The organism is Kribbella sp. NPDC026611 (genome assembly GCF_040638345.1).
Lineage (GTDB): Bacteria > Actinomycetota > Actinomycetes > Propionibacteriales > Kribbellaceae > Kribbella.
In genome coordinates this window covers 179,925-199,178 of sequence record NZ_JBEZYC010000005.1, presented here as the reverse complement: position 1 = coordinate 199,178, position 19,254 = coordinate 179,925, and the positions used below count along the sequence as shown (strand labels likewise).

Below are 19,254 nucleotides of genomic sequence, written 5' to 3'. Positions count from 1 at the left end.
GGGTCAGGTGGACTCGGGGTCGAACGGGGGCTTCTGGCCGGCCGGGAGGCGCGGGGCGGGCTCGGCGTTGAACTCGGTGACCGTTTTGTCGACGTACTCGTCGACGGGGTCGAGCAGGTGCTTGCGGACGAAGTTCCGCGGGTTCAGGTCCTGGAGCTCGAGGTCGGCGTACTCCGGGCCGAGCTCGCTGCGCAGGTCGTTCTGCGCGTTGGTGACCATCTGGCGGACCTGGCGCAGCAGCCGGCCCGCGGTGCGGGCGAACTCGGGCAGCCGGTCCGGGCCGAAGACGAGCACGGCGACCACCGCGATCACCACCAACTCGAGCGGTCCGATGCCGAACATGTCCCCACCTCCCTGTCCATCGCGGGCGACGCCCAGCCTATCTCGCCGACGGTCATGCTGGTTCAGCCGATCTGCTGGGCGAGCGTCAGGGAGATCTCGCGGGCCCGTCCACCGCGCTCGTACGTGAGCCGGACGGCCTCACCGGGCTGGTGCGTCCGGATCGCGACGATCAGCACCTCGGCGCTGTCGACGGGCTCGTTGTTGATCGAGGTGATCACGTCACCGACCCGCAGACCTGCCTTCGCGGCCGGGGACTTGGCGTTCACCGAGCTGACCCGGGCGCCGCCCTCGAACTGCATGTCCACGCTCGCGCCGATCACGGGGTACGACGCCTGGCCGTTGGCAATCAGCTGCTGCGCGGTCCGCCGGGCCTGGTCGATCGGGATCGCGAACCCGAGCCCGATGTTCCCGCTCTGACCCTCCTCCGCACCGCGGACGGTCGCGATCGCCGAGTTCACCCCGATCACCCGGGCGTTCATGTCGACCAGCGGACCGCCCGAGTTGCCCGGGTTGATCGCGGCGTCGGTCTGCAGCGCGCTGATGTACGACGCCTGGTCGACGCTGTCACCCGTGGTCACCGGCCGGTTCTTCGCCGAGATGATGCCGGACGTGACCGTGCCGGCCAGGCCGAGCGGCGAACCGATCGCGACCACGTCCTGCCCGACGATCGCCAGGTCCGACCGGCCGAACTGCACCGACGGCGCGCCCAGCCCGACCACCTGGACGACGGCCAGGTCGTACGCCGGGGAACGGCCGACCAGCCGCGCGGTCGCGGTCTTGTTGTCGTTGGTCATGACCTGGATCGAGCCGCCCTTGGCTGCGCCCGCGACCACGTGGTTGTTGGTCAGGATGTGGCCGAGGTCGTCGATGACGAACCCGGAGCCGGTGGCGTCGGAGTTGTCCTGGCCCTCGACCTTGAGCTGGACCACACTCGGCAGCAGGGTCGAGGCGACGGCGGACACCGAGCCGCTGCGGATCTTCGGGTCCGCACCGGTGCCGACCGGGTTCGTCGGCTGCGCGGCGACCGGCGGGTTCCGGTCGCTGAGCGCGACCACGGCCGTGGCCGCGCCGGCCCCGGCGACGACGCCGATCACCAGCGCGACGAGCGCGGCGATGACGACCACGCGGTTCAGCTTGTTCGGGTTGCCCGGGGTGTAGGAGCGGGCCTGCTGCTGGTGCCAGTCGGACGGTGGCGGCGGGGTGAACACCGGGCGGTACGCGGGCTGCTGGGTCGGCCAGGCCTGACCCTGGTAGACCGGCCGGAAGGACGGCTCCTGAGGCTCCGGCTTGCCGAAGCTGCGCTGCGTGGTGGAACGTGACCCGTTCGCCTGACCGTTGCTCTGCCGGTACGCCTGGTCCGAGCCAGGGGTGCGGAGGGGCTGGTTGCCCAGGTCCAGCGGCGGCGGCGTGAGCCCGGTGAGCGGCGCAGCGACCGGTCCGGGAGGCGCCGGGGCTGGCGGGGCCGACGGGGTTGGCGAGGGGCCGTTCGTCGTCGGCAGGGGCGCGGTCGGAGCCGTGGTCGCCGGGTTCGGAACTGTCGGCTCGGCGTCGTCGTTTTTCACGCTGCCCGCCTCACGTCGTCGTCGTGGTCGTAGTCGGAGGCCTGCACCGGGATCGCCGGAAAGAGCCTTCCAGAGTCGATTATCCCAGCTTCGGTGAGAGTGCACCCATCGGAGTGAGCCACGTCGCGATTTTGGCCAGGCCGGTACCCAGCCGCTGGACGGCGGTCAGCTTCGCCGGGACGTCGTGCGCGAACGACCGGACGACGTCGCCGAGCGGGTCCGGGGGCAGGTCCCCGATCAGGGTGTAGACGATCCCGTCCGACGACCAGACGACGTACGACGGCATCCCGTAGCGGACGTAGACACCCGGGCTGTCGGTGGTGCTGAAGCCGGCGACGGCGGCCGGGTCGAGCGCGCCGCGCTGCTCGAAGAGCGAGACGTTGAAGAGCCCGTCGGAGTACGAGAACTGTAACGAGCCGTTGCTGGTGTCCTGGTGGACGTCGTACAGCTTGAGCGAGGCGGGCAGCTCCGGGGCGCAGACCCAGCCCTGCGAGCGCAGGTTGTCGACCTTGCCCAGACCCATCGGCTCGACGCCGCTCGGCTGCATCGGGGGCAGGTGCGGCAGGAACTCCGACTCCTCGAACTGGAGCTCGGTGAACACGGTCGTGCGGACCATCGTCTTGCCGTCGACGCTGAACAGCTGGCGCTGCAGCAGCAGTCCGGTCGCCTTGTCGATCCAGAACCGTGCAGCGAGCGTCTGGTCGTCCCGCAGCGCCTCCACGAGCACTGCGGTCCGTCCGATCAGGTCAGTGCAGCACTTGTCGACCAGCTGGTACGTCGCCTGCAGCAACGCGAGCGGTCCGCCGTCGATCGCGGCACCGGTGCTCGTCGCCCGCTGCACGAACGCCTTGGCGCCCGGCGCGGACGAACCGAGCACGCTGATCTCGGAGCCCTGCGAGGCCGCGTGCACGATGTCGAACATGGCCGAGCTGGCGCCCTGCGGTCCCCACGCGGTCATGATCTGGGTGCCGCGGTACGACAGCCGGTTCGGTGCGGCTGCCGCCTTCTGCAACCAGCTGACCGCGGTCGGTGAGTCCTCACGCTGCACGGTCGGTACGGCGACCGCGGGCATGGGCAGGCCGATCCCGATCAGGGCGGTGCTGACCAGTACGGCGAGCCGGGAGAGGCTCACCGGTCAGCGTCCCGACGTTACCGGCACTGCCATCGGCTGCAGGGTTGGGGCGAGCCCGGCGTACCCAGCGCCGTTGTAGGAGCTCAGCAGGGCGACCGGGTCGGCGAAGGGGGCTCCCCCGCTCGTGGTCGCGTGGTCGGACGAGAAGCTGGCGACCGGGGGCTGCAGCGCGGGCGGCTGCTCCGAGCGGGCCGGGTCGCCGAGGACGAACGCAGTACCGAGCAGGGAAGCGACCGCTGCGGCCGAGCCGGCTGCGCCCAGCACGCCGCTGCGCCGGCGGGACCGGGTCGTCCGCGGTGCGCCTGGCCTGGTGCCACCTGTGCGGCTGGCGGGGAAGGCGGACCGCTGCGGGAAGAGCGGGACCGGTGTGACCACCGGACGCACCTCCTCGCGTGGCTCGGTGGCGAACGACGACACGCCCATCAGCCGCTGCATGAGGTCCATGGACGGGTCCGGCGTCTCCTGCGCGGCCATCCGGGCCTTCAGCCGGCGCTGGGCGTCCACCTCGGCGCGGCAGGTGTCACAGCCGACCAGGTGGCCCAGCACCTTGTCGCGGGAGTCGTGGTCGAGCTCACCGTCGACCACAGCGCTCAGCTTGTCCATCGGGTGCTGAAGCGTCATCGGAGGTCACCTCCGTCAACCGGCAGGCCCTCGACCGGCGGCCCGCCCACGCGGGTCTGACCGGACCGCGGGGCCCGGTGCTCCAGGTGCTTGCGCAGCATCGACCGGCCGCGGTGGATCCGGCTGCGGACCGTGCCGAGCTTCACGTCCAGGACGTCGGCGATCTCGTCGTACGTCATGCCCTCGATGTCACACAGCACGACGGCGGCGCGGAAGTCCTCGGGCAGCGCGTCGAGCGCATCCTGCACGTCGTGGTCGAACAGGTCGGAGTCCAGCTTCTCGGCCGGGCCCTCGCCCTTGGCCGGGAGCCGGTCGTGCGCGTCCTCGGGCAGCCCGTCGAAACGGATCCGCTGCTTGCGGCGGGCGCCGTCGAGGAACAGGTTCGTGGTGATCCGGTACAGCCAGCCCTCGAAGGTGCCGGGGGTGTACGACGACAGCGAGCGGAAGACCCGGACGAAGACCTCCTGGGTCAGGTCCTCGGCGTCGTGCTTGTTGCCGGTCAGGCGGTAGGCGAGCCGGTAGACGCGGGCCGAGTGCGTGCGGACGATCTCGTCCCACGAGGGGAGGACGTCAGGCGCGGGCGCGGTCGGGGTGTCGAGCGGCTTCACCGCAACGCCTCCCTGGGTCTTCTCGGCAATGAGCGTGAAGGCCATGGTGCCGCGGTCACCGTCCTCTGCGCACGTCGGGAGAACCCGGGCCGGACCCTGAGATCCGGAAGTCCCGTGTCTTCAGTGTGTTCGCTGTACGACGGCTCAACGCGGCGCCCCGGCCGGAAGTTCCCGGCCGGTGCCTTCACCAGAGAGGACGCGCTGGAGGCCATTTCGGTTGAGTCAGCTCTCGTCGATCACGGCGATCGGGTCGCCGTCGCGGACGACCTCACCCTCGACGACCTTGAGCTCCGCGACCGTCCCGGACACCTCGGCGAGCACCGGAATCTCCATCTTCATCGACTCCAGGATGACCAAGGTGGACTCGGGCCGGACCGCGTCACCGGCCTTGGCGGTGACCTTCAGCACATTGGCCACCAGCTCGGCCATCACGGTGTGACTCACGCCCCGATCCTAGACTCACCTGGCTCAGCTCTGCCGGGCTCGGTACGACGCCACCCGGGTCCGGCCGGCGCAGCGCGGGGTACAGAAGCGGCGCGGGCGGCGCTCGGCGGCGTTGGCGAAGACGCGGTCGCAGTCGGCAGCCGCACACACCCCCAGCGCCTCGAACCCATGACCGGCGGCGAACGTCGCCAGCCCGAGCGCCGTGGTGGCCGCGAGCCACTCCACCCAGGACGTGTCCGGCTTCGCGACGTGCACGTGCCACGGAGTCCCGTCATGGTTCGACAGGTACGGACGTACGGCGTACTCCTCGAGCAAGGCGTTGATCAGACCGGCTGCCTCGTCGGGCTCGGCGTGGAAGACCGGGCGCAGGCGCTCACGAAACGCGCGGACAGCGACCAGGTCCCGCTCGCCGACCGCGACCGGCTCGGGCTCACCGTGCGCCATCAGGAACGACTGCAGGTCGGCCGGCGCGATCAGCTTCTCCGGCTCCCGGGTCCGGGTGTTGACCAGGTCGACCGCGAGCCGCAACTGCCGGTCCGGGGACTGAAGTTCCACTGGACTCCCTTCGTAACGCCCCTGATAGCGTAACGCGTAACAGACGTTATCGCGTTACAGGAGGCTTGGCGTGCCCAGCTACTACTTCGCGGCGACGCTGGCCCGGTTCGCGGACGAGATGGTGGCGTTCACGCTCGTGCTCCTAGTGCTGGACCGGACGGACAACCCAGCGCTCGCCGGCATCACCGGCGCGGCGTACGCGCTGCCGGCCATCGTGACCGGTCCGCTGCTCGGTGCGTGGCTGGACCGGACAGCTCATCGCCGGAGCGCCCTCGCGGCCAATCAGGCGACGCTGGCGATCGTCATGCTTGCCTTGCTCGCAGTCGTCGGGCACAGCGCACACTGGCTGGCGCCGGTGCTGGCTGCGGTCGCCGGCTCGACGCTGCCGCTGGTCAGTGGCGGGTTCACCAGCATGCTGCCGAGCCTGTTCCGCCCGGAGCGGCTGGCCCGGGCGAACTCGTTCGAGTCGGTGAGCTTCAGTGCCGCCACGATCGCCGGGCCATCGACCGCAGCGACGATCACCGCGGTCGCGTCGGTCGACGCAGCCGTGGTCGTGATCGTGGTGGCCGCGGCGCTGAGCATGGTCGCGATCAGTCGCCTACCGGCGCTCCCGCCGGTAGGTGGTGACGGTCAGCCGTTCCTGCGCTCGGTGATCGGTGGTCTGGCCCACCTCGCGCGCACACCGCGGCTGCGCGTTTCGACGGTCACGACCACCCTGCTGATGGCCTTCACGGGCATCCTGCTGATCGCGCTCCCGCTGCACATGCCGGAGCTCGGTCTGCCGAAGTCCGCGGCCGGCTACCTGTGGACCGCCGTCGAGGTCGGCAGCATCACCACGGCCTTGCTCCTCGCCCGGCTGCAGGCCCGCATGCGCCCGGAGCATGTGGTGATGCTGGCTGTCGCCGCGTACGGCCTTGTTCTGAGCACCTGGTCGCTCGCGCCGACGTTCGCCGTACTCCTGGTGCTCGCGGTCGTCGCGGGCCTCGCCGAAGGGCCTGCGCTGCCGGCGATGTTCGCTGCGCGTCAGCAGTACAGCCCGGTCGCGCTGCAGGGCCGCGTCAGTACGACGGCGGCCAGCCTGCGCGTCGGCAGCTCTGCGGTGGGTCAGGCGACGGCCGGCGTCCTGGTGCCGGCGATCGGTACCCAGGCCGCTTTGGTGGCCGTAGGGCTCGGGCTGGTCGCCGCAGCAGCTGCCGGTGGGCTCTCTGGCCTCAGCTTCAGTCGAGGATGACCGAGCGGCTCAGGCTGCGCGGCTGGTCCGGGTTCAGGCCGAGCGCCAGGGACTTGGCGACGGCGACGCGCTGAGCCACGACGAGCGACGCCATCGGGTCCAGATCCGGGTGGTGCACCACGGTCGCGCCAGTGGCGGCGACGTCGTCCAGCAGGCCCGCGGGCGGCTCACCGAAGATCCAGACGCCACGGCCGGGCTGTGCGATCGCGATCGGGCCGTGGCGGTAGTCCATGGCCGGGTAGGCCTCGGTCCAGGCCGCTGCTGCCTCCCGCTGCTTCAAACCGGCCTCGTGGGCCAGTCCGACGGTCCAACGGGTGCCGACGTACGTGACCTGCTCCAGCTTGGCCAGGTCGTCCACGTCGATGGTCAGAGCGGTCTCGGCGTCGGCGGCGGCCTGGGTGAGGTCCTGGCCGAGCGAGGCGCGCAGCAGCGCAAGCGTGGTGGTTGCGAATCGCGTCTGAACAACGGACTGCTCATCGGCGAAGTCGAGCAGGATGGTCTGATCGGCCAGCTCGACGATCGGCGAGTCCGCGGTCGCGGTGATCGCCACGGTCGGCAGGTCGGTCGCGCGGATCAGGTCGAGTACTTCGGTCGTCGTACCGGAGCGGCTGATCACGACGACCGCGTCGTACGCACGGCCGGCCGGGAACTCGGATCCGGCGAACGCGTCGGTCTCGCCCTGGCCCAGGTCCTCGCGGAGGGCGGCGTACGCCATCGCCATGAACCAGGAGGTCCCGCACCCGACCGCGGCGACCCGCTGACCGGCCTTGGGCAGTGCACCGCCGTACTGCGCGAAACCGTCCGAAACCTGCCGCCACAGGGCCGGCTGAGTGGCGATCTCAGTGCTCACGAATGGGGTCTGGGTCATGTCGTCTCCGCGCTTGGTCTGGGCATGTCATGGTCGAAACTGCTCGAACGTGATCGAATGGTGCCAGCCAGCCGCCCACCGGCTGACCGATTGTGTGAAGGAGGAGCCCCGGGTGAAGCGTTATGAACGCCTGAACACCTTGCTCGAGTCGCTCGCCGAGAAGGGTGCCATCGACGTCGACGAGCTCGCCGAGCAGTTGCACGTGTCCGCGGCGACCATCCGGCGCGACCTCGACCACCTCGGCAAGCAGCAGCTCCTCACCCGGACCCGGGGCGGCGCCGTCGCCAACGCCGTGTCGTACGACCTGCCGCTGCGCTACAAGACTGCGCGTTTCGCGTCCGAGAAGCAGCGGATCGCGCAGGCCGCCGCCACGCTGGTCCGGCGCGGGATGGTGATCGGGATGAACGGCGGCACCACGATCTCCGAGGTGGCGCGCACGCTGGCGACCCGGCCGGAGCTGTCCGCCGAGCACGGCGAGCCCGCCTTCACGCTGGTCACCAACGCGCTCAACATCGCGAACGAGCTGATCGTCCGGCCGCACGTGAAGATGGTGCTCACCGGTGGCGTGGCGCGGCCGCAGTCCTACGAGATGATCGGGCCGCTGTCGCACCGGATCCTGTCCGACCTGTCGCTGGACATCGCGTTCATCGGTGTGGACGGGATCGACGAGACCGGCGCCACCGCCCATCACGAGGGCGAGGCGAACATCAACCAGCTGATCGTCAGCCGGGCCGCCAAGGTGGTCGTGGTGGCCGACTCGTCCAAGCTCGGCCAGCGCGCCTTCGCCCGGATCTGCGAGCTGAGCGAGATCGACACCCTGGTCACCGACGCCCAGGCCGACGAGAGCCAGCTCACGGTCTTCAAGGAAGCCGGTATCGACGTCATCCGTGCCTGATCGCACTCCGCACCTCCTCACCAGGTGAGCTCTGACCGCACATGTCGATCATATCTGACTCTAGAGTGCGAGTTATGAGCAAGAGTGCGCAACCCCTGCGCGTGCGCCACGGAATGCGGACTTCCTACCGCTAGGGTTTGACTCAGCATGGGTACCGCAGCCGCAGAACAGTTCGCCGACCGCTGGGAGGGCATCATCGCCACCGGGATCGACCCGACGTCCTGGGCGTACGCCGAGGACTACATCGGTGAGGACGAAGTCGTCACCGGTGCGCGGTCGAGCGCCCAGGAGAGCGGGATCGCCCCGATCGGACCGGGTGCGTCCGCCGCGCTGAGCCTGCTCGCGGCCGGGGTCGGCGCCAAGGCCGTGGTCGAGATCGGCACCGGGACCGGCGTCTCCGGGCTGGCGCTGCTGCGCGGGATGCGCACCGACGGGACCCTGACGACCGTCGACATCGACGCCGAGAACCAGCGGCTGGCCCGCAAGACGTTCCTCGACGCCGGCGTCCCGTCGAACCGGTTCCGCCTGATCGCGGGCGCCGGGCTGGACGTGGTCACCCGGCTCACCGACGGCCACTACGACCTGGTCTTCTGCGACGCCGACCGGCGCGAGAACACGGCGTACCTGCACGAGGCCCTCCGCCTGCTCCGCCCCGGCGGCCTGGTCGCCTTCGCCGGCATCCTCACCGCCGGCCGCGTCGCCGACCCCGCCCACCGCGACCCCGACACCACCGCCCTCCGAGAACTGATCCGAGCCGTCCGCGACAACGACGACCTCGTCTCAGCCCTCCTCCCCACCTCCCACGGCCTCCTGGCCGCCGCCAAACGCCTCTCCTGAAGAAGGAGAAGAAGCAGATAAAGAACCCCATAAACATACTAAGCTGTAGAGAAATTATAGTGTTTATGGCTTCCTTAGGGGCTTGGATGCGTTCATTCGCCGACCTCGACCGTCTCATCGGTCGAGTGCCTGCAGAAGTGGTGATGGCACTCCGCTCGATCGACACGGGCCGAGGCAGCGAGGCGCTGTACCGGCACCAACTTCCTGGCCTGCTGACCGAACTGGCGAACCGGGCGCGAGTCCAGAGCATCACGGCTTCGTCGGCGATCGAGGGTGTCGTTGTCCCTGACGCGCAGCGAGCCGAGCGCATCATCGACGACAAGGCGGGCCCCCTCCGCAACCGGAGCGAGCAAGAACTGGCGGGCTACAGGAAAGCCTTGGACTACCTGTTTCAGGAGGATTGGCACCCGCTGAACCTGGGGCTGGTGCTGCACCTGCACAGGCTGCTCTGGTCCGAGACGGCGTACCCCGGTGGTCAGCTGAAGACAGACGACAACCTCGTCGTCGACCGTTCGCCGGACGGCACTACAACCGTACGGTTCACACCCGTCCCAGCCGCGAGAACAGAATCCTGTCTCCGCGACCTCCTCGACCGCTATCGAGCAGCACAGCAGGACGGCAGGCATCACCCCGTTCTCCTGGTCGGTCTGATGGTCCTGGACCTGCTCGTCATCCACCCATTCGCCGACGGCAACGGCCGGGTCGGTCGAGTTCTCACCAACGCTCTGCTGGTCGAGGCCGGATACGAGGTGTGCCGCTGGGTGTCCTTGGAGCAGCTCGTCGCGGAGACCGCCGACGAGTACTACGAGGCGCTGCTCCGCTCGACGCACAACTGGCACGAGGACTCAGCAGACCCCTGGCCGTGGCTCTCGTACTTCGTGACCACGCTGGCCGCGGCGTACCGCAGATTCGCCGACCGCGCTGCGGCCGATCGCTCGAGCGGCACCAAGCAGGATCGCGTGCGCGACTACGTCCTCAACCATGCCGAACTGGTCTTCAAGCTTTCTCAAGTCCGGCAAGCCCTGCCAGGCGTCAGCGACCCGACGATCCGGCTGGTCCTCGAACAACTGAAGAGCGAGGGCCGAGTCAAATCGTCCGGGACAGGCCGCGGCGCCGTCTGGGTACGCCTTCCGGACCAGATCTGAGACTCAGCGGGCGCGACGAGTGATCGTTCGAATGGTCTAGCCAGGCGAAGTCGTCGGGCAGTCGAGGTCGACTTCGCGCATTTCGTAGAGGGATCCGCCGCCGGGGTTGAGGTAGGAGCCGTACAGCCAGCCGGGGACGCTGGGGCCGGAGACGTAGAACGTGTCGCCCTTGTTCAGGCCGGACCAGCCCTGGCCGCCGGCGACGCGGACCCATGCGACGTCCGGGATCACTACACAGGGCACTGCCGATGTCGTCGCGGCCGCCGGAATCGTCGCCATCGCGGCTGTCGTCAGGACCACCGCAGCCAGACCTGCATGCACTGTGCGCACAACGCCTCCTCGAAGTATTGGTCTGCACCAGAATGGCGAGGCCTCGCGGACCGGGCCAGCTCTTCGAGTGGCGTGGAAACGCGGATGGGTTCACCCGGTGAGACGGGTCAGCTCGGCCGTGACGTCGTGCCAGGGTTCCGAGAGGGGGTCGATGAGTTCGTAGTGGCCGCAGTTTTCTACGCGGTGGAAGTGGGCGGTGGGGTGGGCGGTGAAGTAGGACTCGGTCACCCGCAGCGGGACCACGGTGTCGTTGACGCCGTGGATGAGGGAGACGGGGGCTATCGACGGCGGTAGGTGGACCGGGTCGAGGTCGTTGCGTACTCCGCTGCCGATGAAGGCCTGTACTGCGCCCTCGTCCAGGCCTAGGCGATCGGCCATCAGGAGGTCGGCCACGGGCGCCAGGGCGACTACTGCGCGCAGGCGGACCGGGTTGAGGGTGGAGGCGGCCCACAGGGCCAGTTGGCCTCCGGCGGAGTGACCCAGCAGGACGTAGCCGGCGTGGACGTCTACCAAGTCAGGCAGGGCGTCCAGAGCCGTGCGGACATCCGACGTGGTCACGTCGGGGTTGCCGGGCTCGCGCCGGTACTCCAGGGAAACGACAGGCCAGCCCAGGTCCGCCAGCCCCTCACCGAGCGGCCGTGCGTGCTTCCGGTCGTACTCCGGTCGCCAGAAGCCGCCGTGCACGAAGACGATCAGCGGCCGGTACTCCTTCGCGTGCCAGTAGTCGATCACCTGGTCCGCGTGGTCGCCGTACCGCAGCTCCTCGTCGGGCTCGCGGGCGTCCCGCGACAGCACCGATCGGTCCTCGCTCATTCCGGCCTCCCGAGGTAGCGCAGGGCGTTCGCTGCCAGCAGTTTGTGCTGCTGGTCCGCGGTCAGGAAACCGGCCTTCCGTACCACCTCCCCGACCGGCCGCTCACCCAGTGGATAGGGATAGTCACTGCCGACCAGAACGCGGTCTTCCCCCAAGGTATCGACAAGTAGCCGTAAAGGCGCTGATTCAAACACGACCGTGTCGACCACGAACCGGTCCAGGTAGTACGACGGTGGATGCTCCGAGCAACCACGCACGAGGTCGCCGCGCCGGTACCAGGCGTTCTCCAGCCGGCCCAGCCAGAACGCGAAACTCCCGCCGCCGTGCGCGAAGCAGATCCGCAGCGACGCCGGCAGCGCGTCGAAGGAACCGCCGAGGATCATCGCCAGCAGCGACAGGTGTGTCTCGGCCGGCATCCCGGTCAGCCAGCGCGCCATCCACCGGTCCAGCCGCGGTCCGCCCGGCATGTCCCACGGGTGCACCAGCACCGGCGTCCCGGTCTCCGCACAATGCTTGAGGAAGGCAACGATCCCGGCGTCGTCGAGATCCTTGTCGCCGACGTGGTTGCCGATCTCGACCCCGACGTGCCCGGCCGCGCGGGCCCGGTCCAGCTCGGCACAGGCGAGGTCCGGGTCCTGCAGCGGCACCTGACAGAACGGCACGAACCGTTCGTCCCCGGCCAACGTCTGCAGCGTCAGGTCGTTGAAGATCTCCGCGAGCTTGGCCGCCTGCCGCGCGGGACGCTCGTACCCGAAGAACACCGGCGTCGGCGACACCACCTGGAGATCGATGCCATCGGCATCCATATCGTCGCGCCGGACGGCGGGATCCCAGGCCTGCGGGCCGATCGGGCGGAACTCGGTGGACCCGACCATGATCATCGCGGCCCGCTCGGAGTCGATCCGCAACCACGGCCACTCGTCCCCGCCGCACGCTACCGAGAGATCCGGCCAGCCCTTCGGGACCAGGTGGGTGTGGACGTCAACAGCCATCAGGCCTTGCCTGGGTGCAGTGTGCCGCACTCAGGACAGGTCCGCGCCTCTTCGCTGGAGTAGAACGCGTTGAAGACCGGTGGCAGGTCGGCGACGATGTCGGTCACCTGCAGCTCGACCTCGTGCACGATCCCGTTGCAGTTGGCGCAGTACCAGCGGAACTTCTCCAGCGTCCCCGGCTCCCGGACCCGCTCGATCACCAGCCCGATGGAGTCCGCGTCGCGCTGCGGCGAGTGCGGCATACTGCGCGGCAGCACCCACATCTCGCCCTCGTTGATGTCCACCCGGGCCGGGCCGTCCTCCGTCATCACGTCGACGTGCATCGTGCCCTTGATCTGGTAGAAGAACTCCTCGTACGGGTCGACGTGGAAGTCGGTCCGCTGGTTCGGCCCGCCGACCACCATCGTGATGAAGTCGTCCCCGGTCGGGAACATCTGCTTGTTGCCGACCGGTGGCTTCAGCAGGTGCTTGTTGCTCTCGATCCACTCCGGAAAGTTCGTCGACTCCAGGTTGACCATCGTTCACTCCTTCTACGGGATCGCCGCGACACAAGAGATTTCGATCAACAGTTGCGGATGTGGGAGCTGATGTACGGCGACAGTCGTCCGCGCCGGCCCGTTCTCGTCGAAGAACTCGCCGTACACCTCGTTGTAACCACCGAAGTCGTTCATCGACACCAGGTACGTCGTCACGCTGACGACATCCTCCAGCCCGGCGCCAACGGCACCCAGGATGTCCCGAACGTTCTCCAGCACCGCCCGCGTCTGTTCCCGGATGTCCAGCGCCACCGTCCCCAACGGATCCACCGAAGCGCCGGCGATCGAGTTGTCCGCCCGCCGGCTCGACGTCCCGGAAACAAAGGCGAATCCGCCGGCCACGCGGACATGTGGATAACGCCCCCGTGGCGTGGCCTTCCCCGGCACCAGGGTCATGACAGCTCCACGCAGACGTTGGTGGGCTCGGTGTAGAAGTCGATGGAGTGGCGTCCGCCTTCGCGGCCGAGGCCGGAGAGTTTGGTCCCGCCGAAGGGGGTGCGGAGGTCGCGGAGGAACCAGGTGTTGATCCAGCAGAGGCCTACGTCGAGGGCGATGCCGGCCCGGTGGGCTCGGCCTACGTCCCGGGTCCAGACGGTGGCCGCCAGGCCGTAGTCACTGTCGTTCGCCAGCGTGTAGGCCTCGTCCTCGGTGTCGAAGGGGGCGAGGTGGCAGATCGGGCCGAAGATCTCTTCGCGGTTGGTGCGTGCGTCGGCGGGGAGGCCGGTGACCACTGTTGGTTGCACGTAGCAACCACCGTCGCGGGCGTCGCCGAAGGTTGGTACGCCGCCGCCCGTCAGCACCTCGGCGCCCTCCGCGCGGGCGAGGTCGTAGTACGAGAGGACCTTGTCGCGGTGCTGTTTGGAGATCAGCGGCATGTTCATCGTCGCCGCGTCGGAAGGCCAGCCGAACGTCAGCTCAGCCGCCCGCCGCGCGAGCCGCTCGGTGAACTCGTCGAACACGGATCGCTGCACGTAGAGGCGTTCCGTGCACAGGCACACCTGTCCGCCGTTCGTGAACACCGACCGCACCGAGCCCTCGACCGCCGCGTCCAGATCGGCGTCCGCGAAGATCAGCCCGGCGTTCTTCCCGCCCAGCTCGAAGGACACCGCCTTGACACGATCCGCGGCCGCCTTCGCGATCGCCGTACCCGTCGCGGACTCGCCGGTGAACGTGATGGCATCCACCCCGGGATGCGTGGTCAGGTACTCCCCCGCCGACGACGGCCCGAACCCGTGCACCAGGTTGAAGACACCGTCGGGTACGCCGGCCTCAGCCATCACCTCGGCCAGCACGGTCGCCGACGCCGGGGTCTCCTCGGACGGCTTCACCACGACCGCGTTGCCACACGCGAGCGCCGGCGCGACCTTCCAGGTGAGCAGGAGCAGCGGCAGGTTCCACGGTACGACGATCGCGACCACACCGACCGGTTTGCGTACGGCGTAGTTCAGCGCGCGCCGCCCGTCCGGCAGGACCGTGGTGTACGACTCCGTCGGCAGCGTCGTCGCGAAGTCCGCGAAGGCACGGAAGTTGGCCGCGCCGCGCGGGATGTCCAGCGTCCGTGCCTGGCTGATCGACTTGCCGGTGTCACCGACCTCCGCTGCCACCAGGTCCTCGAAGCGGCGCTCCAGCCCGTCCGCGACACGTCGCAGTACTGCGGCTCGCTCCTGCTCGCTCATCCGGCCCCAGGGACCGCGCAACGCGTCTCGTGCCACCTGTACCGCCGCGTCCACGGTTGACCGGTCCGCCTCGCACACGTCGAAGATCTGCTCGCCGGTCACCGGCGACACCTTCGCGAACCGCGACTCGCTCGCCACGAACGAGCCACCGATGAAGTGCTGCAGCAGACCGACCTCGCGCGGCTGTCCGGTCAGCAACTCAGGCGCCCACAAGCTCATCGCCGCCACCTTCTGGCGATGGTCAGCAGTAGGCCACTGGCAGCGACCGCACCGGCACCCAGCAGCTGGTGCTGACGGCGTACGCGCCGCTGCACCTCGGCGTACGGCGTGGTGGAGAACGACACCAGCTCGTAGCGGGAGACGTACCGACCAGGGAGGAGACGCTCCAGCGTGTGCTCGACACGCTTCGACAGGCGGAAGACCGGTGACGCCACCTTGTCCCGCATCTCGACGAAGTTGGCCAGGGCCATCTCGGCGATCGCCTCGGTGTTCTCCCGCCGGCGCACCTCGAACAGCGGCAGCGCACGGGCCCAGGAGCCGCCGGTGTCGTCCAGGCAGCGGTCCAGCTCGACCACGTCCTCGAAGGCACAGTTCGCACCCTGGCCGTAGAACGGGACGATCGCGTGGGCCGCGTCGCCGAGCAGTGCGGTCCGGCCGTGCGCCTGCCAGGGCAGTGTGTGCACAGTGCCCAGCACACCGACCGGGTTGTGCAGGTAGTCGTCGACCAGGTTCGGGGCCAGCGGCAACAGGTCGGGGTAGTTCAGCCGGAAGTGGTCCTCGATGTCGCCGGCCGACACCAGTCCGTCGAAGGAGCCGGCCGGCCAGAACAGCGTGCAGGTGAAGGACTTGTCCGGGTTCGGCAGGGCGATCATCATCGACGTACCGCGCGGCCAGATGTGCAGCGCGCCCGGGTCGAGGGCGAACTCGCCGTCGGCGGCCGGGATCGACAGCTCCTTGTAGCCGTAGTCGAGGAAGTCGACCGCCTCCGCGACGATGCCCTCGGCCAGCAGCTGCTCGCGCACCGCGGAACCGGCGCCGTCCGCGCCCAGCACGACGTCCGCGGTGATCGAGACCTTGCCAGACGGCGTCGCGAACACCATGCGGCCGGCCTGGGAGTCCAGCTCCACCAAACGGTGCTCGAAGCACACCGACACACCAGGAGCTGCTGCAGCCGCGGTGAGCAGTGCGTTGTTCAGCGCGCCGCGGCTGATCGAGTTGATCGCCCGGTCCCCCGAGGCCGAGTACTGCTGGAAGTCCAGTGGGCCGGTAACCGGGTGAATCATCCGGCCCTTCATCGGTAGCGCGTCAGCCATCACCTGGTCGAGCAGTCCGATCCGCCGGAGCGCGTCCAGACCGCGCTCCGAGATCGCCAGGTTGATCGACCGGCCCCGCTCGACCTGTGCGACCCGCGGGTCCGGCCGGCGCTCGTACAGCGTCACCGACAGCCCACGCCGGGCCAGGAAGCAGCCCAGCAGGCTCCCGGTCAGACCGGCTCCGACGATGGCGACCCTCATGCCGGCACCGCCTCGGCCAGAGCAGTCGCCGCCCGCCAGCAGTCGTGGTACGTCGAGTAGAGCGGCACCGGAGCCAGCCGCAGTACGTCGGGCTCCCTGGCGTCCGCGATCACGCCGTACCCGAACCGCAGCCGCCGGGACAGCTCACCCGCACGCGTGCCGCCGACCCGCAGCGACAGCTGCGCACCACGCCGGGACGGGTCCGTCGGAGTGATCATCCGCAACGGCCGTCCTTCCACCACCTCTGCCAACAGACTCTCCAGGTACGACGTCAATCGCAGACTGCGCTCTCGCAGTACGTCGATGCCGATCTTGTCGAACACCTCCAGCGACGTACGCACCGGGCTCATCGAGAAGATCGGCGGGTTCGACACCTGCCACGCGTCGGCGGACGCCGGCGGGCGGCACTCCGGCGTCATCTCGAACCGCGTCGACGCCTCCGTGCTCCACCAGCCCTCGAAGCGCAGCAGGTCCGCGTCCAGGTGCCGCTCGTGCACGAAGGCACCGGCCAGTGCGCCCGGACCGGAGTTGAGGTACTTGTACGAGCACCAGGCCGCGAAGTCCACGTCCCAGTCGTGCAGCGACAGCGGTACGTTGCCTGCTGCGTGGGCCAGGTCCCAGCCGACGACCGCACCGGCCGCGTGACCCGCTTGGGTGATCGTTGGGATGTCCATCAGCTCACCGGTCAGGTAGTTCACGCCACCCAGCAGGACCAGTGCGACGTCAGCACCCAGCTGCTCGACCACGTCCGCAGTACGAAGGCTGTCCTCGCCCGGTCGCGGCCGGAGCCGGATGACTGCGTCGTCAGCGTCGTACCCGTGGAAGCGGACCTGGGACCGCACCGCGTAGCTGTCGGACGGGAAGGCAGAGTCCTCGATGACGATCCGGTGCCGGGACCGAGTGGGCCGGTAGAACGACACCATCAGCAGGTGCAGGTTGACGGTGAGGGAGTTCATCACCACGGTTTCGCTGGGCAGTGCACCGACCAGCCGGGCCGCAGGTCCCGTCAACAGCTCGTGGTACGGCAGCCACGGCCTGCCCGCGTCCAGGTGTCCCTCGACGCCCAGGGACGCCCAGGAGTCGAGGTCCTCGAGCAGCTCGGTGCGGGTCGCCTTCGGCCGCAGCCCGAGCGAGTTGCCGGCGAAGTACGCCACCTCCGGGTAGTCACCCCCCTGTGCCGGCGGCACGTCGAAGAGGTCCCGGTGCCCGGGGTCCGTGGCATCGAGCTCCAGCGCCTCCTGCTCGCTCGTCACGCCTCGGCTGCGGCTTCCTGGACGGCGGCCTTCGGGGGCTCGATCACCTGGCCCTTGCCGAGCACGGTCACGCCGCCCTTGGACACGACGAACCCGCGCTCGCGGTCGTAGTCCGGGTCGACCCCAATCTCGACGCCGTCCGGGACCACGACGTTCTTGTCCAGGATGACGTTCTTCAGCACCACGTCCTTGCCGATCTTGCAGTTGTCCATGATCACCGAGCGCTCGATCCGCGCTCCCGAGCTGACGATCACGTTCGAACCGAGCACCGAGTGGTCCACGCAGGCCCCGGTCACGATCGACCCCTGGCAGACGATCGACTCGCCGACGGTGGCGTCGTCGGTGAACTTCGCTCCGGGCAGCTGCGGGTGCGAGGTGAAGATCGGCCAGTCGAGGTTGTAGAGGTTGAACACGGGCTGGATCGACACCAGGTCCATGTGCGCCTCGTGGTACGAGTCCAGCGAGCCCACGTCCCGCCAGTACGACCGGTCCCGGTCCAGCGCCCCGGGTACGTCGTTCTCCTGGAAGTCGTAGACGCCGGCCTTGCCCTCGGCAACCAGCATCGGGACGATGTCGCCGCCCATGTCGTGCCGGGAGGCCGGATTGGCGGCGTCCTTGCGGAGCGCCTCGACCAGCACGTCCCGGCTGAACACGTAGTTGCCCATCGAGGCGAACGTCTCGTCCGGCGAGTCCGGCAGCCCGGGCGGGTCGGCGGGCTTCTCCAGGAACTCCTCGATCGCGTGCCCGTCCGGACCGGTCTTGATCACGCCGAACTCGCTCGCCTCTGCCCGCGGCACCCGGATCCCGGCCACGGTCACGCCGTTGCCCCGCGCGAGGTGCGCGGCGACCATCTGGGACGCGTCCATCCGGTACACGTGGTCGGCGCCGAACACCACGATGATGTCGGGCTGGAAGTCCTCGATCAGGTTCATCGACTGGTAGATCGCGTCCGCGCTGCCCTGGTACCACTGCGGGCCGAGCCGCTGCTGGGCCGGCACGCAACTGACGAAGTTGCCGAGCAGGGTGGACATCCGCCAGGTGACCGTCACGTGCCGGTCCAGCGAGTGCGACTTGTACTGCGTCAGCACGAACAGGTTCCGGTAGCCGGCGTTGACCAGGTTCGACAGCACGAAGTCGATCAGGCGGTAACTGCCACCGAACGGGACGGCCGGTTTGGCCCGGTCCGCCGTCAGCGGCATCAGCCGCTTGCCCTCGCCACCGGCCAGCACGATTCCGAGAACTCTGGGCGCCTTTGCCATGTCCGCACCTTAGCCCTCGAACCCCCACTGGCTGAACCGTTGCGCGCGTCGCCACACTGAAGGGATGCCGATCCTCACCGAACCTACTGTTGCCGTTCACCAGTCGTTCCTGGCCGCCTGGGACGAGCTGGGGCCGCACCTGGAGCGGTGGATGGGCGCACGGTCCATCGCCGGACCCTTCGAGGAGGACTGGACCCGCGAGCAGGCCGCGGACCCGGCCGAGTTCGCCCGGCTGGTCGAGGCGATCAAGACCGAGGCCGACCCGGACACCGAGCTGCCGGACGACCTGGTGCACCAGACCGTGCTGTGGTTCGTCGACGGCGACGAGTTCCTGGGCCGGTTGTCGATCCGGCACTGGCTGACCGCGGCGCTGAACGAGGTGGGCGGTCACATCGGGTACTGCGTCCGTCCGTCGGCCCGGCGCCGTGGGTACGCGACCCAGATGCTGGTCCAGTCGCTGCCGGTGGCAGCGGCGCTCGGTATCGACCCGGCCCTGGTCACCTGCGATGCGGACAATGCCGGATCGCGCAAGGTGATCGAGGCAGCTGGTGGCGAACTGGAAGACGAACGACACGGAAAGCTGCGCTTCTGGGTGCCGACACACGTCGGCTGATCTCCCAGACATGGCCTAAGGTCGGGCT

At 69.1% G+C, this 19,254-nt stretch carries 22 protein-coding genes; 5 read left to right on the top strand and 17 right to left on the bottom strand.

What is annotated here, in order from left to right:
• Positions 1-3: 3 nt before the first annotated feature.
• The 7 genes from AB0E69_RS22580 to AB0E69_RS22550 all read right to left on the bottom strand — a co-directional run bounded on the left by AB0E69_RS22580 (position 4) and on the right by AB0E69_RS22550 (position 5,264).
• The gene (locus AB0E69_RS22580; protein WP_360149153.1) at positions 4-342 is read right to left on the bottom strand and encodes a sec-independent translocase; all 339 of its coding nucleotides are present in this window, start codon (positions 340-342) and stop codon (positions 4-6) included.
• A 62-nt stretch (positions 343-404) separates the two neighbouring features.
• Positions 405-1,904 (bottom strand): trypsin-like peptidase domain-containing protein, encoded by a 1,500-nt coding sequence (locus AB0E69_RS22575; protein ID WP_360149150.1) that lies wholly within the window; start codon positions 1,902-1,904, stop codon positions 405-407.
• Between the two features lie 79 nt (positions 1,905-1,983).
• Complete coding sequence (locus AB0E69_RS22570) at positions 1,984-3,036, bottom strand: sigma-E factor regulatory protein RseB domain-containing protein (protein ID WP_360149147.1); 1,053 nt, start codon at positions 3,034-3,036, stop codon at positions 1,984-1,986.
• A 3-nt stretch (positions 3,037-3,039) separates the two neighbouring features.
• Positions 3,040-3,657 (bottom strand): zf-HC2 domain-containing protein, encoded by a 618-nt coding sequence (locus tag AB0E69_RS22565; RefSeq protein ID WP_360149144.1) that lies wholly within the window; start codon positions 3,655-3,657, stop codon positions 3,040-3,042.
• Positions 3,654-4,310, bottom strand: a complete 657-nt coding sequence (sigE, locus tag AB0E69_RS22560) for an RNA polymerase sigma factor SigE (RefSeq protein WP_360149141.1) — start codon at positions 4,308-4,310, stop codon at positions 3,654-3,656. Before sigE ends, AB0E69_RS22565 begins: the two co-directional genes overlap by 4 nt.
• A 177-nt stretch (positions 4,311-4,487) precedes the next feature.
• Positions 4,488-4,709 (bottom strand): biotin/lipoyl-binding carrier protein, encoded by a 222-nt coding sequence (locus AB0E69_RS22555; RefSeq protein WP_360149138.1) that lies wholly within the window; start codon positions 4,707-4,709, stop codon positions 4,488-4,490.
• A gap of 24 nt (positions 4,710-4,733) precedes the next feature.
• Positions 4,734-5,264 (bottom strand): CGNR zinc finger domain-containing protein, encoded by a 531-nt coding sequence (locus AB0E69_RS22550; RefSeq protein ID WP_360149135.1) that lies wholly within the window; start codon positions 5,262-5,264, stop codon positions 4,734-4,736.
• A gap of 70 nt (positions 5,265-5,334) precedes the next feature.
• Here AB0E69_RS22550 and AB0E69_RS22545 point away from each other — a divergent pair, with 70 nt between their 5' ends.
• Positions 5,335-6,495: an MFS transporter gene (locus AB0E69_RS22545; protein WP_360149132.1), complete on the top strand. Its 1,161-nt coding sequence runs from the start codon at positions 5,335-5,337 to the stop codon at positions 6,493-6,495.
• Here AB0E69_RS22545 and AB0E69_RS22540 read toward each other — a convergent pair.
• Complete coding sequence (locus tag AB0E69_RS22540) at positions 6,482-7,363, bottom strand: SIS domain-containing protein (protein WP_360149129.1); 882 nt, start codon at positions 7,361-7,363, stop codon at positions 6,482-6,484. The genes AB0E69_RS22545 and AB0E69_RS22540 overlap by 14 nt on opposite strands.
• Before the next feature lie 112 nt (positions 7,364-7,475).
• Between AB0E69_RS22540 and AB0E69_RS22535 the strand changes: the two genes are divergently transcribed.
• From AB0E69_RS22535 to AB0E69_RS22525, 3 genes are all read left to right on the top strand, one after another.
• Entirely contained in the window at positions 7,476-8,258 is a 783-nt protein-coding gene (locus tag AB0E69_RS22535; protein ID WP_134108530.1) for a DeoR/GlpR family DNA-binding transcription regulator, read from the top strand.
• A gap of 147 nt (positions 8,259-8,405) precedes the next feature.
• Positions 8,406-9,095, top strand: a complete 690-nt coding sequence (locus tag AB0E69_RS22530; RefSeq protein WP_360149125.1) for an O-methyltransferase — start codon at positions 8,406-8,408, stop codon at positions 9,093-9,095.
• A gap of 125 nt (positions 9,096-9,220) precedes the next feature.
• Positions 9,221-10,240, top strand: a complete 1,020-nt coding sequence (locus AB0E69_RS22525; protein WP_360149122.1) for a Fic family protein — start codon at positions 9,221-9,223, stop codon at positions 10,238-10,240.
• 36 nt (positions 10,241-10,276) lie between these two features.
• On the opposite strand, the gene AB0E69_RS22520 is transcribed toward AB0E69_RS22525, so the two are convergent.
• From AB0E69_RS22520 to glgC, 9 genes are all read right to left on the bottom strand, one after another.
• Positions 10,277-10,570, bottom strand: coding sequence for a hypothetical protein (locus AB0E69_RS22520; protein ID WP_360149119.1), 294 nt, complete (start codon positions 10,568-10,570; stop codon positions 10,277-10,279).
• Between the two features lie 90 nt (positions 10,571-10,660).
• Positions 10,661-11,383, bottom strand: coding sequence for an alpha/beta hydrolase (locus tag AB0E69_RS22515; protein ID WP_360149116.1), 723 nt, complete (start codon positions 11,381-11,383; stop codon positions 10,661-10,663).
• Positions 11,380-12,375 carry an amidohydrolase family protein gene (locus AB0E69_RS22510; RefSeq protein ID WP_360149113.1) on the bottom strand — a complete coding sequence of 332 codons (996 nt, stop codon included), beginning with the start codon at positions 12,373-12,375 and terminating at the stop codon, positions 11,380-11,382. Before AB0E69_RS22510 ends, AB0E69_RS22515 begins: the two co-directional genes overlap by 4 nt.
• On the bottom strand, positions 12,375-12,893 hold the full coding sequence (locus tag AB0E69_RS22505; RefSeq protein ID WP_360149110.1) for a 3-hydroxyanthranilate 3,4-dioxygenase: 519 nt from the start codon (positions 12,891-12,893) through the stop codon (positions 12,375-12,377). Before AB0E69_RS22505 ends, AB0E69_RS22510 begins: the two co-directional genes overlap by 1 nt.
• A 12-nt stretch (positions 12,894-12,905) precedes the next feature.
• Positions 12,906-13,307 (bottom strand): RidA family protein, encoded by a 402-nt coding sequence (locus AB0E69_RS22500; protein ID WP_360149107.1) that lies wholly within the window; start codon positions 13,305-13,307, stop codon positions 12,906-12,908.
• Positions 13,304-14,806 carry a 2-hydroxymuconic semialdehyde dehydrogenase gene (locus AB0E69_RS22495; protein ID WP_360149104.1) on the bottom strand — a complete coding sequence of 501 codons (1,503 nt, stop codon included), beginning with the start codon at positions 14,804-14,806 and terminating at the stop codon, positions 13,304-13,306. The genes AB0E69_RS22500 and AB0E69_RS22495 overlap by 4 nt, the downstream gene beginning before the upstream one ends.
• On the bottom strand, positions 14,803-16,101 hold the full coding sequence (locus AB0E69_RS22490; RefSeq protein WP_360149101.1) for an NAD(P)/FAD-dependent oxidoreductase: 1,299 nt from the start codon (positions 16,099-16,101) through the stop codon (positions 14,803-14,805). The genes AB0E69_RS22495 and AB0E69_RS22490 overlap by 4 nt, the downstream gene beginning before the upstream one ends.
• The gene (kynU, locus tag AB0E69_RS22485) at positions 16,098-17,354 is read right to left on the bottom strand and encodes a kynureninase (RefSeq protein WP_360149098.1); all 1,257 of its coding nucleotides are present in this window, start codon (positions 17,352-17,354) and stop codon (positions 16,098-16,100) included. The genes AB0E69_RS22490 and kynU overlap by 4 nt, the downstream gene beginning before the upstream one ends.
• On the bottom strand, positions 17,351-18,613 hold the full coding sequence (gene glgC / locus AB0E69_RS22480) for a glucose-1-phosphate adenylyltransferase (protein WP_360149095.1): 1,263 nt from the start codon (positions 18,611-18,613) through the stop codon (positions 17,351-17,353). Before glgC ends, kynU begins: the two co-directional genes overlap by 4 nt.
• Before the next feature lie 64 nt (positions 18,614-18,677).
• Between glgC and AB0E69_RS22475 the strand changes: the two genes are divergently transcribed.
• A complete protein-coding gene (locus AB0E69_RS22475; RefSeq protein WP_360149092.1) occupies positions 18,678-19,226 on the top strand; it encodes a GNAT family N-acetyltransferase in 549 nt (182 codons plus the stop codon).
• Positions 19,227-19,254 lie beyond the last annotated feature (28 nt).